The sequence below is a fragment of the Streptomyces sp. NPDC001890 genome (genome assembly GCF_042891445.1).
Classification (GTDB): Bacteria; Actinomycetota; Actinomycetes; order Streptomycetales; family Streptomycetaceae; genus Streptomyces.
This window is the reverse complement of the sequence record NZ_JBIATE010000020.1, coordinates 148,254-161,525: the sequence shown is the minus strand read 5'-3', so window position 1 is coordinate 161,525 and position 13,272 is coordinate 148,254. Positions and strand designations below refer to the sequence as shown.

The following is a 13,272-nucleotide window of genomic DNA, read 5'->3' as shown; positions in this document are numbered from 1 at the left end:
CAACAGCCCGATTCCGCACACGGGAAGACGTCGCCAGGTTCCTCGACCCCGACAAAACCAAGATCAAACCGACGTGTTGATTCCCGGCAAGCCCTAACTGATCGTTTCAGAATGAAGTTCGTTGTGGGTGTTGGCAGTTGGATGTTGTGTCGGCAAAATCTGTTGGGTGTCTGCTGATCTTGTGCCTGATGACCTGTGGGAACGTGTGGCCCCGCTGCTGCCTGCTCGTCCACCTCGGCGGCATCGGTATCCCGGACGGTTGCCGGCGGACGACCGGGCTGCGTTGCGGGGCATCGTTTACGTGCTGTGCAAGAGCGTGAGCTGGCGGGACGTTCCGGCTGAGCAGGTCGGCTGCAGCGGTGTGACGGCCTGGCGTCGGCTGCGGGACTGGACCGAGGCCGGTGTCTGGCCGCAGCTGCACGAGGTACTGCTCGCCGAACTGCGGGCCGCGGGCCTGCTGGACATGACCGACGCGGCGGTCGACGGCTCTCACGTCCGGGCTCTCAAAGGGGGGCTCACACCGGACCTTCGCCGGTCGACCGTGCGCGTCCGGGCAGCAAGCACCACCTGATCGTCGACCGGCACGGCACCCCCTTGGCCGTCTCGCTGACCAGCGGAAACCGTCACGACGTCACTCAGCTGATGCCCCTGCTGGACGCGATACCCCGCATCCGCGGGGTCCGCGGACGGCCGAGGCACCGGCCGGACCGGCTGTTCGCGGACCGTGGCTACGACTACGACAAGTACCGCCGACTTCTCCGGGCCCGCGGCATCACACCCAAGATCGCCCGCAAGGGCACAGCCCATGGATCCGGCCTGGGCAAGACCCGCTGGGTCGTCGAGCGGACCTTCGCCTGGCTCCACCAGTTCAAACGCCTCCGGATCCGCTACGAGATACGCGCCGACCTCCACCTCGGACTGCTCCAACTCGCCTGCAGCATCATCTGCTTGAGACGACTTCGAACCTCATTATGAAACGATCAGTAAGAGCCTTCACGGAGGCCGCACGCCATGCGCTCGACGATTCAGGGGCTGAGGTACCTACAGAAGACGAGCAATGAGCCGCGTCAAGTCTGTAAGCACTGCTGGGGAGTTGCCATGCCGACGCCCCGTCATCGCAATATACCGGCCGGTTCCATAGATCTCCACGGCCGTACCGTCGGGGCGTCGAATGCGCCGTCCATGTCGGACGTCAGCGCGGCCCCAGATGTGCAGGCCATCGCCGGACGGGGACACCTCTACGTAGGTGGCGCCCGCGTCGCGGAGAATGGCTGCGGCCCACGGGGCGAGTCGCCCGGTGAGCGGGTTCAAGCAGTGGTCCAGGTCGAGACAGACGATGTCGTCGACGTCGCTCAGGACGAAGCCCGGACCGGCGCCAACCGTCGAAGCGGCGGCGTCCTTGTAGCTGCTCCACGTCCGCGGGTCCGTGCTGGACGCTGCCATGCCGGCCGTCGTCAGCGGGACTTTCGTGGAGGAGCGTCGGACCCACCTGTCGCGGGTCGTCAGTTCCGTGGGGAGCGCGTTCTTCTTCGCCGCGCGATGGAGCGCTACGCGGCAGCGCGTGGAGCACGTCCGCGCATGCGCCCTGACAGCAAGGGGCATGTCGCTCCCACACCAGTCGCATACTCGGTTGGCTCTCATCATGGCTCCATTGTAGCAGCGGGCGTGTAACACTTTCAGGTGTTTGACCTGCGGGAATCGTCGGATGGACAGGCATCGGCGCGTAACACTTTCCGCCTCCCCCGCTCTCCAGGTGCTCCTAGAAAGCCCTGTGCGGGCACCTGGCGGCCTCCCGGGACAGTCGGCTCCTCAGCCCGATTCCAAAGCCCCAGCCCCGTACAGAGCGCGAGACCCAGCACTCTTACGGTCTCCAAGGTGGCCGGCAGGGGATCACCCCCCTGGGGTCAGGGCTAGTCGATCTTCGCCGCGAAGCCGGCGCGAGGCTCCCGCCGGTCGCCGTCAGCGTGCTCGCCTCGGATCTCCAGGCGAGCCGGCACGAGCATCAGGGTGACCGTCGTCAACGTGCGGCTGTCCTTCGTGCCAACGTCGATCTTCGGTGCCTTCGCAAGACGACCAACATCAACGCCGTTGACGCTCACGCGCGTAACCATGAGTCCATCCTCGCCCGTGTCGTCGGCCTCCTCCAGCACCACATGGGCACCGCTCATGGGCTGCTCCTCCAGGGCCGGATGGATACGGACCGGACAATGCACATTCACGCGCGTGCGTGACGCTGCTGTGCCGCCCTCACTGCTGCTCTTCTGTCTGTGGTGCCACGCGCACAGGAGACGGAGGTTCGTGTCCCTGTGGTCGTCTCCAGGAACGATGTGGTCGAGGTCGGTACCAGGTAGCTCACACCGTCGGCCGTCGCTGTACCGGGCCGTACAGATGCCCCCGTCACGCCGGATGATGCGGCGCCTGATCGCGGGCCAGCCCTTCGGGAGGCGGCTCCTGCGGGTACTTCCGTCCCATGCCATTTCGCCCCCCATCCCGCAGATTGCCCCTACGATTCGGGCATGTTGAAGAAGCTGCTCAAGAAGATCGCGATACCGGGGATCGAAGAAGCCGCGGGCACTGCCTTCAAGCGGGGCGATGCGATCTTCGTCTACAAGTTCCACCCGTCGCCGTCACCCCGGAACCGGGATGCCGACCTGCCCGCGCCATCGCGTCAGTGGAAGCGATCGGATGGACGCTGCTCAGCCAGCAAGCAGAGGGCGAGGGACTTCAGCGGTTCGTGTCCCTGACTTTTCGTCGGGCCGGCGCCTGAAGTTGCTCAGCCCCGCTCACGGGTGCACGTCGTCACCGTGGCGGGGCTGCGTTGTGGTCGGGATAGCAGGATTCGAACCTGCGGCCCTCCGCTCCCAAAGCGGATGCGCTGACCAAGCTGCGCCATATCCCGTGGAACAGAGGCCTCTTGCGTCCCAGCACCGCCAACGCCTAGGATCGCCAGGTCACTTCTACGTCTGAGAGGAGCCCGAGTGCGGCGTCTTTGGCTACGGTAGGGGCAGTCGCCCCCGCCGTCATCTGAAAGCACGTGCCTCGGTGAGGCGTGCCCGCTTTCAGAACCTGACGCGACGACACTTTGGAGGCGCTCCACCCATGACGACCACCTCAGCCCAGCCCACCGCAACGCGGAAGGGGCTGGAGGTCACCACCGTCTTCTTCGCGGCTACGACCGCAGCTCTCGCTGCGGGCATTGTGGCCGCACTCTGCCATGCTCAGGCGCTGGCCATCGTGGGCGCCGGAGGCGCTACGTTCGGCGTCGCATTCGGCATCGGCATGAAGGTCTTCGAGCACCTCAGCCACAACAACTAGGTTGATCGAGGCGGGGGTGGAATCTGCCACCCCCGCCCCACCGTGCGCTGCCGTGGAATCGAACCACGCTAGTCGTCGCCGACGCAGGCTTTACAGGCCCGCTTGCCTCCCAGGGCTCAACGCTTGGCGGAAGGTGAGGGAATCGAACCCCCAACGGGTTGCCCCGTGACGCTTTTCGGGAGCGCTTGGCACGCCAATGCCCGACCTTCCAGCTCCCCGCCGAGGATTCGAACCTCGATTTCCTGGTCCAGAGCCAGGCGTGCTGCCGATTGCACCAACAGGGAAGGTGCTGTCCGTCCTGAACTATGAAACCCTGACGTCGACCGGAGTGTCACCGGGTTTTCCCCGGGTGCGGAGATTTCGCCCCGCCTACGGCCATCCGTCCGTCCGAGCCGTGAGGCCCGGGTGTTGGGCGTCGCGCCACGGTGACAGCACCGAGGCCACGCTCTCTGTACACGGCAGTGGAGCCCCGTTGCCGGCGCCTCGTGTACAGCTCGTCCCTTCGCCCGGAGTCGAACCGGAGTCACCGCGACCACAACGCGGGGCTCTACCACTGAGCTACGAAAGGTGTGTCGTCGGGCCACTCCTCCGCCCTTCCGCTTATCCCGGGTGCGCAAGGCTCCGACGCTTCGGAGAGGTGGATTTTCCGGCCGAAGCCGCCCCGTACCTTTGCCGTGGCGTCCCCGCCAACCCACGGTCAGCCAGGTTCCAGTCGACACCCTGACGAATCCCTCCGCGCTCCCGCATGGCTCATGTCGGCCGTCGCGCCACGGTGCCAGCACCGAGACCACGGCCTCTGTCCGCCACATGCGGGCCGTCGGGCTGAATCACATCCGCGCCCGCGTAGTTGCGGGAGGACCCGATCGGCGCATGCTGGAAAGAGACGTCCAATCGAGAGGTCGCACCATGGCTACCGTCCACCGCCCGACGGAGATCGAGGCGTCCGCCGTCGAGGTCTACAGACTCGAACTGACCGAGGCCGAGCAGGGTGCTCTCAAGGCAGCTCCCGAAGAGTTCCTGAGAGAACTCTTGGAGCGCGATGGGCACACGGTAAACCGCCTGTTGGTCGACACGCGCATACTGAATGGAGGCTGCCCCGAAGGAGAATATGAGGTGGTCCATCTGCTCTCACCCCCATACCGGCGCTCCGATCACGCTGTTAGGTGCATCCCCCGACCGTGAGACGAGGGGCACCCACAGGGTGCTTGGAGGCGGCTGAGTCGGTGCCCTGAACGTTGACGGGGCCTGGACGGCCGGAGCGCTCAACCGCGCTCTACCCGGAGGAGAGTGCGGGGAGCACGGGAGCGCCACCGGCCGTCTAAGGGAAGCGGGCGCCGCGCCATTCGCCGGCGCCGCAGTCCTTCCCTCTGTATTAGTTATGTGGGGCACCTTGCACGGTAACGATCTTGGTCGCCTCTCCCGCCCCTCTCCGACCCCCGGTGTCCAAAATTCAAACTAGACCCCTTTTTTCAAGACTCTCTAACGCACGTAGAGGGTTATAGAAATAAGGGGTCAGTTTGGCACTTTGGCCCCTGATTTGAACTGAGCAATAACCCAGAGCCACCAAGTGACCCACACTTGAAGCTCTCCGCAGTTATCCACAACTCACCTGTGGATAAAGGAGAGGAGCTTAACGTTCAGCAAGACGCTGTACCCGAACTGGGGCCAGGACCACCGCGCCGCGGAGATACCGAAGACGTCGTTCTTCCAGGGCAATGACGTCGTCGTGCTGCAGGAGGCCTTCGACAACTCCGCCTCCGATGCCCTGCTGCGCAACGCGTCCGCCCAGTACCCGTACCAGACGCCCGTGGTGGGCCGGAGCAAGAGCGGCTGGGACGCGACCGGCGGCGCGTACTCGGCGGTGACTCCGGAGGACGGGGGTGTCACCGTGCTGAGCAAGTGGCCCGTGGTCCGCAAGGAGCAGTACATCTACAAGGACGCCTGCGGCAGCGACAGCTGGTCCAACAAGGGGTTCGCCTACGTCGAGCTGAATGTCGGCGGCACCCGGGTCCATGTCGTGGGAACCCACACGCAGTCGACCGACTCCGGCTGCAAGGCGGGCGAGGCCGCCGCCAAGCGCAGCCTGCAGTTCAAGCAGATCGACGCCTTCCTCGACGCCAAGAACATTCCGGCCTCCGAACAGGTCGTCGTGGCCGGGGACTTCAACGTCGACTCGCGCTCCGCCGAGTACGCCTCGATGCTCACCGACGCGGGACTGACCGCGGCCGCCGCCCGCACCGGGCACCCGTACTCCTTCGACACCCAGGACAACTCGATCGCCGCCGACCGCTACCCCGACGACCCCCGCGAGGATCTCGACCACGTGCTGCACCGCACCGGGCACGCGAAGCCGTCCGGGTGGACGAACGAGGTGGTCAAGGAGAAGAGCGCGCCCTGGACCGTGTCCAGTTGGGGCACGAGCTACACGTACACCGATCTCTCCGACCACTACCCGGTGGTCGCGTCGGTGCGATAGCGGCAGCGACGGGCGACCAGCGGTACCGGCAGCGCGCGTTCGGGGGCGAGCCGGTTCCCGGCGGCGGTGCGGACTCCTCCGCACCGCGGTGAACCTGCTCGCACCATCCGGCGCCAAGAAATGGTCTCTTCGTGGTCATCTACGATCGTTCGCGTGTGCGCAAACGTCATGGTCGCCGAAGACGACGAGAAACAGGCCGAACTCGTACGCCGCTATCTCGAACACGAGGGCCACACCGTCACGGTCGTCGGTGACGGCCTCGCGGCGCTCGCCGAGGTCCGGCACCGGGAGCCCGATCTGCTGGTGCTCGATGTGATGATGCCGCGGGCCGACGGTCTGGACGTGGTACGTGTGCTGCGCTCCGAGCATCGGGAGTTGCCGGTGCTGATGCTGACGGCCCGCAGCACCGAGGACGACCTGCTGCTGGGACTGGATCTCGGCGCGGACGACTACATGACCAAGCCGTACAGCCCGCGTGAACTGATGGCCCGCGTACGGACCCTGCTGCGGCGCAGCCGGCGGGGCGCGGAGGGTGCCGGGCCCGCCGCGGACCAGGCGCTGAGAGTCGGTGCGCTCGTCGTCGACCCGGACCGGCACGAGGTGTCCGTGGAGGGCCGGCCGGTCGACTGCACACCCGGCGAGTTCCGGATCCTCGTCGCCCTGGCGACCGAGCCCGACCGGGTCTTCACCCGGCAGCGGCTTCTGGAGGAGCTGCACGGCTTCGACCGGTACATCAGCTTCCGTACGGTCGACGTGCACATCATGAACCTGCGCAAGAAGATCGAACCCGCACCGCGTCGGCCCGCCCGGCTGCTCACCGTTTTCGGTGTCGGTTACAAGCTGACGGACCCGGCGAGGAATGCTTCGCGTGCCTCGTGACCGGCGGCGGAACCGGCCACCGCTCCGCAAGAGCCTGTTCGGCCGGCTGCTGGCGGTCTCCGCGCTGGTGGCCGCCTGTTCGGTGGCCGCCACGGCCTGGATCGCCGTGCAGACCACCTCCGGCGCCATCAGACAGGAGCAGGGCCAGAACCTCACCGCCGACGCCCGGATCTACGACACCCTGCTCGGTTACGCGGCGGGTCACCCCACCTGGGAGGGCGTCGACCGTACGGTGCGCGAACTGGCGCGGAAGTCCGGCCGGCGGATCGCGCTCACCACCGAGCAGCGCCGCCCGCTGGCCGATTCCGCCGCCCGGTCGTCACCGCCCGCGCTGCCGCCCCAGGCGTCGGCGATCGTCGACCCGCTGTCCGTGGACACGGCCCTTTCCCGGACGGCCGACCGGACGGGTGGCGCGGCCGACCGGGTCGACCCACGCGCGGTCGGTCCGTTCCGGTTGCCCGCGGCCGAACGCACGGTGTTGCAGCGCGCCGCCGAACGGAGCGCGGAGTGCCTGAGCCGGGTCGGGATCGCGGCGGACGTCGTCCGCGGCCCGAGCGGACGCCCGCGCGTACAGGTCGTGGGCAACGACCCGGACCGCGTCCAGGGCGTCCGGTGCGCGTCCAAGGACCTGGACTCCCCGACCGCGACCGAACAGAAGGCGCTGACCGCACTCAACGCACTCGCCGACGCCTGCCTGAAGCGCCAGGGCCGCACGGGCATCCACCTCGATCCGGACCTGACCTGGGGCGACCACCCCGCGCAGAAGGCCCCCGCCGATGTCTCCGTCGCGGTTCCCAGCCCCGTACCGAGCGTCCGCAGCGGCGAGGACGACCGTGCCGCCGCCTCGTGCGTGGACACCGCGCGCCGGGAACAGCTCGGTTCGTACGTCGCCTCGCCCGCACTGCTGTTCATCGGCGACGAGGGCGGCACGACCGTTCCCGGCTTCGACCTCTCCCCCACCAACACCGCGAAGATCGCGGGCGCCGCGGCGCTCGTCCTGGCGCTCACCGTCGGAGCGACGGTGCTCGCCGGATCCCGGCTCGTACGGCCGCTGCACGCCCTGACGGGCGCGGCGCAGCGGATGCGGGACGGGGAGGACTCCGCGCCCGTGCAGGTCCCCGACGACAGCGAGATCGGCCGGCTCGCCACGGCCTTCAACGACATGGCCGACCATCGCGCGCGGCTGGAGGCGCAGCGCAAGGACATGGTCAGCGATGTCGCCCACGAACTGCGGACCCCGCTGAGCAACATCCGGGGCTGGCTGGAGGCGGCCCAGGACGGCCTGGCGGAGCCCGACCCGGCGTTCATCGCCTCGCTGCACACGGAGGCCGTTCAACTCCAGCACATCATCGACGACCTCCAGGACCTCGCCGCGGCGGACGCGGGCGCGTTGCGGCTGCACCCCGAACCGGTACGCATCGAGGACGTGCTCGCACAGGTGGCCGCGGCCCACCAGGCACGGGCCGAGACCGCCGGGGTGACGCTCGCGGCGCTTCCGGCGCCGGCCGACGCCCCCTCCCCCGCACTGTGGGCCGACCCGGTCCGGCTGCGCCAGGCCATCGGCAACCTGGTCTCCAACGCCGTACGGCACACCCCGCCGGGCGGACGTGTGACGGTGCGCGCGTACGGGGCGTCGTGCGCTGCGGCGCCCGGCGGGGAAGTCGTGGTCGAGGTCGCGGACACCGGCGGCGGCATCTCCGCCGAGCACCTGCCCCACGTCTTCGACCGCTTCTGGCGGGCCGAGAAGTCGCGCAGCCGCCGCACCGGGGGCAGCGGGCTGGGACTGGCGATCGTACGGAAACTGGTGGAGGCGCACGGGGGTTCGGCGAGCGCGGTGAGCGTCAAGGGGCAGGGCTCGGTATTCACCCTCCGCCTGCCGGCGGACGGGAGTGCGGCGAATCGGACGGCAGCGGCGGGAGCGGTCGGGGCGGTGGGTCCGGACGACGGGGATCGGGACGGCTCCGGCCTGGCCTGATGCGATGACCACAGCGTTCTGACAGCTTCTTCATAACTTCACGCCAGCCTGTCGGCATGCCTCGCGCCCGGTGCGGACCAGCCGCCGCGGAACCGCCACGGCGAACCGGACGCCGGGCGCCGTCGAGGCCGAACTGGAATGGAGTCATCCCCATGCCCCACCGTCTGTCCCTGCGCACCGCCTTCCTCGCCGCCGTCGCGGCGGGCGCGGTGCTCGTCCCGTCCGCCGCGGCGTTCGCCGACGCCGCGCCCTCGCCGTCGGCTCCGTCCGTCGAGCGGTCGGCCGCGGCGGCCCCGGCCGACAAGTCCGGCAGCGCTCCCGCCAAGAGGGCGCAGCCGTCCGCGGTGCCGCGTGGCGGTGTGGCCGCCGGCGACCGCCCCGCTCCCGCCGTGGCCAGGGAAGGAAAGGGCGGTGCCGAGGCTTCGCCCGTGCCCGCGCCGCGCGGCGGTGTCGCCGCGGGTGAGCGAACGGTCGGAACCTCTGCCTCGGGCGACAGCACCGCCACGATCGCCGGATCGGCCGCCGCCGCGCTTCTTCTCGCCGGAGCGGGAACCGTCGTACTGCGCCGCCGCTCGGCCGCACAGCGCAACGGCTGACCGACCGCCTGCCCTTCACTTCGTGGCGCCGTCCGTTCCCGGGCGGCGCCACTGCCCATCTCCGCCCGGCCCTGGAGCCCTCATGCCCCGTACCTCACCCTCGTCCTCCTCCGCGCCCTCGCCCTCGCTCCGACGCGCCCTGCTTCCGGTGTTCGCCTGCCTGCTTCTCGCCGGCTGTTCCGCCGAGGCCGCGGACGACTCGTCCACCGCCGCCCCAGGCACCGCCGCGAGCACCGCTCCCGACGCCCCGGAACAGACCGGGTCGAAGGGAGCGGGCAAGCCCGACGGTCCCCACTCCTCGGCAGCCGTCCCCGTCAGCGTCAGCATCCCCTCGCTCGGCATCCGCAGCGAGCTGATGCGCCTCGGTCTCAACCAGGACGGCACCGTCGAAGTCCCGCCCGCCGAGAAGGGCATGACCGCCGGCTGGTACACCGGCGGCGCCACTCCCGGCGAGCGCGGTGCCGCGGTCATCATCGGGCACAACGACACCCGCTACGGGAAGGCCGTGTTCCACGATCTGAAGAAGATCGACAAGGGGGCGGACATAACCGTCCGCAACGACCGCGGCGCGGAACTCCACTTCCGGGTCACCGGCACCGAGACCGTGAGCAAGAAGGCGTTCCCGACCCAGAAGGTCTACGGTGCCACCGCCACCCGCACTCTGCGCCTCATCACCTGTGACGGCGCCTTCGACGCCCAGGGCCACCCGGTGGACAACCTCATCGTCTACGCGAACTGGAGCTGACGGCGGGGCGGCCAGGACCCCTGGGCCCGGGACATTTCAGCGCCAGGGCCGCCAATGCCTCCCGGGCGCCCTTCGGGCCGCGGATACCCGGGAAGGCGTTGATGTCGACGACCAAGGGCGCCCCCTCGCGGTCCAGCAGGTCGACACCGTAGACGTCCAGGCCGAAGACGTCTCCCGTGCGCAGGGCGAGCCGGGTCCAGGCCCGCGGCAGGTCGCGGACCAGCGGGGCGGGCCGCGCGCCGCCCGGCGGTGCGCCCACCGCTGCGGGACGCACCCCCGCGAACACCTCTCCCGCGATCACCCACAGTTTGTGGTCCCAGCCGCTGTTCGCGATGAACTCCTGCAGCACGACGGGCTCTTCGGACCACTCGGCCGCGAGGGCCCGGAGACCGGCCGGGCCGTCCACGCGGGCGACCAGGTCCACGCGGCGGCTGTGGCGGCTCTTGACCATGAGCGGGTATCCGCTCTCCGGCAGTTCCGGTCCGTGGAGGGCTTCGGACAGCGCGTTCAGGGTCCAGGTCCGGGGCATCGGCAGACCGGCGTCCTCCGCCACGGCGGCGATCCGGCTCCGGTCCTGGCACAGCTCCGTCGCGGCGGCGGAGTTCACCACCCGGGCGCCGAGCCCTTCGAGGAAACGGGCCAGCGCGAGTGCCCGGGGGGTATGGGCCTTCAGGAGGTAGACGTCGGCGAGTTCGTCCGGGCCCACCGCTTGCGACGGCGATGCCGTTCCGGCGTCCGGATCCAGGAACGTCACCCGGTGCCTCGCCCCGGTCAGCGCGGCGGCGGTCTCGGCGAGCAGTGGATGATCCGGCTTGTCGGTCAGCACACAGACCCTCATGTCCGTGCGCCTTCCGGTACGGCTGCCACCATGTCCGGCTCGGGGCCGACGGTGGGGTGCGGACGGTGCCGTCCGTGGGAGGTCTCCGGCTGCACGGGAACGCGCGGGACGGGGGCGATCGCGCCCCTCCGGTCCGCGCCGCCGGTCCTGGCCAGGTCGAGAACGGCTCCGGCCAACCGGGACGCGGCGTCCGGGACCTGGCGGAAACTCGGGAAGTCGTTGATGTCGACGATCACGGGGCCGTCCGGGCCGAGCACCACGTCGATGCCGTAGAGGTCGAGGCCGAAGACCGCTCCCACCTTCGCCGCCGCCTCGGCCACTTCGGCGGGCAGCGGGACGGCTCGCTCGTCGACCGGCGCGTCCGGGTGGAGCGGGGAGCGGCGCACGGTCGCGTGGAACTCGCCCGCGAGACAGTAGACCTTGAGGTCGGAGCCCGCGTTGGACACGTAGGGCTGCGCGATGAGCTGCCCCTCGCCCGCCCACTCCGCGTCCGCCAGCCGCCCCGGCTCCGACACAAGCCGTACCCCGCGCCCCGAGCTGCCGTCGGCCGGCTTCACCACCAGAGGGAAGAGCTCCTCGGGCACATCCGCGAAGAACGAGGCCCTCGGTGCCGAATAGGTCACCGGGACCGGCAGCCCGTGCTGCCGGGCGATGACCGAGGTGAGGACCTTGTCACGTACCGCACGGATCGACCGCGCATCGTTCACCGTGGTCAGTCCCACCGCCGCCGCGGCCTCCAGCAGGGTGAGCCCGGGGCCGCCGGACACGGTCTTGAGTACCCAGGCGTCGTGGGTCCCCGCCCGCACCTCCTCCGATATCCGCAGGAGTGAGCCGCCGGGGCGGACCACGTCCACCTGGTGTCCCCACGACGTCAGTTGCCGGACGACGTCGAGCGGCATGCCGTCACGCCGGTACAGCTCTTCGACGAGGAAGCAGAGCTTCATCCCAAAACCCCTCGGTGCCCCATGGTCGACGGGGACACAACGGTGCCTCGCGGTGCTCCTTCGAACACCACCAAAAGGGCAACGCTACGTCACGCCCACCCCAAGGCAACGTCGGCCGTGGGTTACTGATGGTGTGTTCCTCCGCCGCATGCCCCTGTCAGAAGAAGACCCCGCACCGCAGGAGCACGTTCGCGTACGGCCGCGCCTCCCCCGTCCGCACCACCAGCCGGGCTCCCGTCGAGAGCGCCTTGAGCTCGTCGTGGGGTACGTGGACGAGTCCCGGGAGGCGGTCGTCCAGGAGACGCGCGGCCTCCGGGTTGGCCTCCGTGACCTCGCGGGCCGCCGTCGCCCCCTCCACCACGAGCTCGTCCAGCAGGCCGTCGAGCACCTGGGCGAACGACGGGACGCCGGCCCGGAAGGCCAGGTCGACGACGCGGGGGCCGACCGGTATGGGCATGCCCACGTCGCAGATCAGCACTCCGTCGCCGTGGCCCAGTTCGGCTAGCGCCCCCGCAAGGTGCCGGTTGAGAATTCCTGCCTTCTTCACGGGGCCGGAACCTCCCGCGCGGTCGGGAAGGACGCCTGCGCGCCCTGTCTGGTGACGGCCGCCGCCCCCACCCGCACGGCGAACGCGGCGGCCTGAGCGAGTTCCTCGCCGAGGCCGAGCCGCCAGGCCAGGGCGGCGGTGAAGGCGTCGCCCGCCCCGGTCGTGTCCACGGCCTCGACCCTGGGGCTCGGTACGGTCACGGCCTCGCCCGTGCGGCCGTCCGCGACGAGCGCCCCCGCCGCCCCCAGCGTGACCACGACCGACCGCGGGCCGAGACCCAGCAGTGCGCGCGCCCACTCCTGGGGCGTGCCGCCCGCACCGTCGCCCAGGATGTAGCGCGCCTCGTGTTCGTTGACCACCAGGGGGTCGCAGGCGGCCAGCACATGATCGGGCAGCGGCGCGGGCGGGGACGGGTTCAGCACCAGCCGGGCATCGGCCGGCATCGCGGCGGCCACCTCGGCGACCGTCTCCAGCGGGATCTCCAGCTGTACGGAGACGACCCGGGCGGCGGCGAACAGCGGGCCTGCCGCCCGGATGTCCTGCGGGGTGAGCCGGGCGTTGGCCCCCGGCGACACCACGATGCTGTTGTCGCCCGAGGGATCCACGGTGATCAGCGCGACCCCGGTGGGGGCCCCGCCCACGAGGACGCCGGCGGTCTCGACGCCCGCCGCCCTCTGCGACTCCAGCAGCAGCCGGCCGTGCGCGTCGTCCCCCACCCGGGCCAGCAGGGCCGTACGGGCTCCGAGGCGGGCGGCGGCGACCGCCTGGTTCGCGCCCTTGCCGCCCGGGTGGACGGCGAGATCGGAGCCGAGCACGGTCTCACCGGCGGCGGGGCGCCGTTCGACGCCGATGACCAGGTCGGCGTTGGCGGAGCCCACGACCAGCAGGTCGTACCGGTCGTGATCGTTGACGTGCATGGTTCCTGCTTTCCGAGGTCGGGACGCTGCGCGAGTGGAC

Annotated in this window: 13 protein-coding genes, 4 tRNA genes and 1 pseudogene; 9 read left to right on the top strand and 9 right to left on the bottom strand. The window is 69.9% G+C overall.

Going from position 1 to position 13,272, the window contains the following annotated elements:
* Positions 1–166 precede the first annotated feature (166 nt).
* A protein-coding gene (locus tag ACFYY1_RS33630; RefSeq protein ID WP_388592264.1) for an IS5 family transposase occupies positions 167–975 on the top strand; the annotation gives its coding sequence in 2 pieces (ribosomal slippage) (positions 167–506 and positions 506–975; 810 coding nt in all).
* A 935-nt stretch (positions 976–1,910) separates the two neighbouring features.
* Here ACFYY1_RS33630 and ACFYY1_RS33625 read toward each other — a convergent pair.
* Positions 1,911–2,168, bottom strand: coding sequence for a hypothetical protein (locus ACFYY1_RS33625; protein ID WP_388592262.1), 258 nt, complete (start codon positions 2,166–2,168; stop codon positions 1,911–1,913).
* A 348-nt stretch (positions 2,169–2,516) separates the two neighbouring features.
* On the opposite strand from ACFYY1_RS33625, the gene ACFYY1_RS33620 reads away from it, so the two are divergent.
* Positions 2,517–2,744, top strand: a complete 228-nt coding sequence (locus tag ACFYY1_RS33620) for a hypothetical protein (protein WP_388592260.1) — start codon at positions 2,517–2,519, stop codon at positions 2,742–2,744.
* A gap of 77 nt (positions 2,745–2,821) precedes the next feature.
* On the opposite strand, the gene ACFYY1_RS33615 is transcribed toward ACFYY1_RS33620, so the two are convergent.
* A tRNA-Pro gene (locus tag ACFYY1_RS33615) sits at positions 2,822–2,899 on the bottom strand.
* Between the two features lie 200 nt (positions 2,900–3,099).
* On the opposite strand from ACFYY1_RS33615, the gene ACFYY1_RS33610 reads away from it, so the two are divergent.
* Entirely contained in the window at positions 3,100–3,315 is a 216-nt protein-coding gene (locus ACFYY1_RS33610) for a hypothetical protein (protein WP_388592259.1), read from the top strand.
* A gap of 124 nt (positions 3,316–3,439) precedes the next feature.
* Here ACFYY1_RS33610 and ACFYY1_RS33605 read toward each other — a convergent pair.
* From ACFYY1_RS33605 to ACFYY1_RS33595, 3 genes are all read right to left on the bottom strand, one after another.
* Positions 3,440–3,525: transfer RNA gene (locus ACFYY1_RS33605), tRNA-Ser, on the bottom strand.
* Positions 3,526–3,527: 2 nt separating this feature from the next.
* Positions 3,528–3,599: transfer RNA gene (locus ACFYY1_RS33600), tRNA-Gln, on the bottom strand.
* 213 nt (positions 3,600–3,812) lie between these two features.
* Positions 3,813–3,883, bottom strand: a tRNA-His gene (locus tag ACFYY1_RS33595).
* A gap of 338 nt (positions 3,884–4,221) precedes the next feature.
* Between ACFYY1_RS33595 and ACFYY1_RS33590 the strand changes: the two genes are divergently transcribed.
* The 6 genes and pseudogenes from ACFYY1_RS33590 (at position 4,222) to ACFYY1_RS33565 (ending at position 9,986) form a co-directional block, all read left to right on the top strand.
* Positions 4,222–4,497: a hypothetical protein gene (locus ACFYY1_RS33590; protein ID WP_388592257.1), complete on the top strand. Its 276-nt coding sequence runs from the start codon at positions 4,222–4,224 to the stop codon at positions 4,495–4,497.
* Positions 4,498–4,951: 454 nt separating this feature from the next.
* A pseudogene (gene sph, locus ACFYY1_RS33585) lies at positions 4,952–5,791 on the top strand (sphingomyelin phosphodiesterase); the annotation flags it as partial.
* A 168-nt stretch (positions 5,792–5,959) separates the two neighbouring features.
* Positions 5,960–6,670 carry a response regulator transcription factor gene (locus ACFYY1_RS33580; RefSeq protein ID WP_388592274.1) on the top strand — a complete coding sequence of 237 codons (711 nt, stop codon included), beginning with the start codon at positions 5,960–5,962 and terminating at the stop codon, positions 6,668–6,670.
* Complete coding sequence (locus tag ACFYY1_RS33575) at positions 6,651–8,645, top strand: ATP-binding protein (protein WP_388592255.1); 1,995 nt, start codon at positions 6,651–6,653, stop codon at positions 8,643–8,645. The genes ACFYY1_RS33580 and ACFYY1_RS33575 overlap by 20 nt, the downstream gene beginning before the upstream one ends.
* A 152-nt stretch (positions 8,646–8,797) precedes the next feature.
* Positions 8,798–9,241: a hypothetical protein gene (locus ACFYY1_RS33570; protein ID WP_388592254.1), complete on the top strand. Its 444-nt coding sequence runs from the start codon at positions 8,798–8,800 to the stop codon at positions 9,239–9,241.
* Positions 9,242–9,323: 82 nt separating this feature from the next.
* A complete protein-coding gene (locus ACFYY1_RS33565; RefSeq protein WP_388592253.1) occupies positions 9,324–9,986 on the top strand; it encodes a class F sortase in 663 nt (220 codons plus the stop codon).
* Here the strand turns inward: ACFYY1_RS33565 and ACFYY1_RS33560 are convergent.
* The 4 genes from ACFYY1_RS33560 to ACFYY1_RS33545 all read right to left on the bottom strand — a co-directional run bounded on the left by ACFYY1_RS33560 (position 9,961) and on the right by ACFYY1_RS33545 (position 13,232).
* The gene (locus ACFYY1_RS33560) at positions 9,961–10,824 is read right to left on the bottom strand and encodes a RimK family alpha-L-glutamate ligase (RefSeq protein WP_388592251.1); all 864 of its coding nucleotides are present in this window, start codon (positions 10,822–10,824) and stop codon (positions 9,961–9,963) included. The genes ACFYY1_RS33565 and ACFYY1_RS33560 overlap by 26 nt on opposite strands.
* The gene (locus ACFYY1_RS33555) at positions 10,821–11,768 is read right to left on the bottom strand and encodes a RimK family alpha-L-glutamate ligase (protein WP_388592250.1); all 948 of its coding nucleotides are present in this window, start codon (positions 11,766–11,768) and stop codon (positions 10,821–10,823) included. The genes ACFYY1_RS33560 and ACFYY1_RS33555 overlap by 4 nt, the downstream gene beginning before the upstream one ends.
* A gap of 157 nt (positions 11,769–11,925) precedes the next feature.
* Positions 11,926–12,315 carry a D-ribose pyranase gene (gene rbsD, locus ACFYY1_RS33550; RefSeq protein ID WP_388592248.1) on the bottom strand — a complete coding sequence of 130 codons (390 nt, stop codon included), beginning with the start codon at positions 12,313–12,315 and terminating at the stop codon, positions 11,926–11,928.
* Entirely contained in the window at positions 12,312–13,232 is a 921-nt protein-coding gene (locus ACFYY1_RS33545) for a ribokinase (protein WP_388592247.1), read from the bottom strand. The genes rbsD and ACFYY1_RS33545 overlap by 4 nt, the downstream gene beginning before the upstream one ends.
* Between the last annotated feature and the right edge of the window lie 40 nt (positions 13,233–13,272).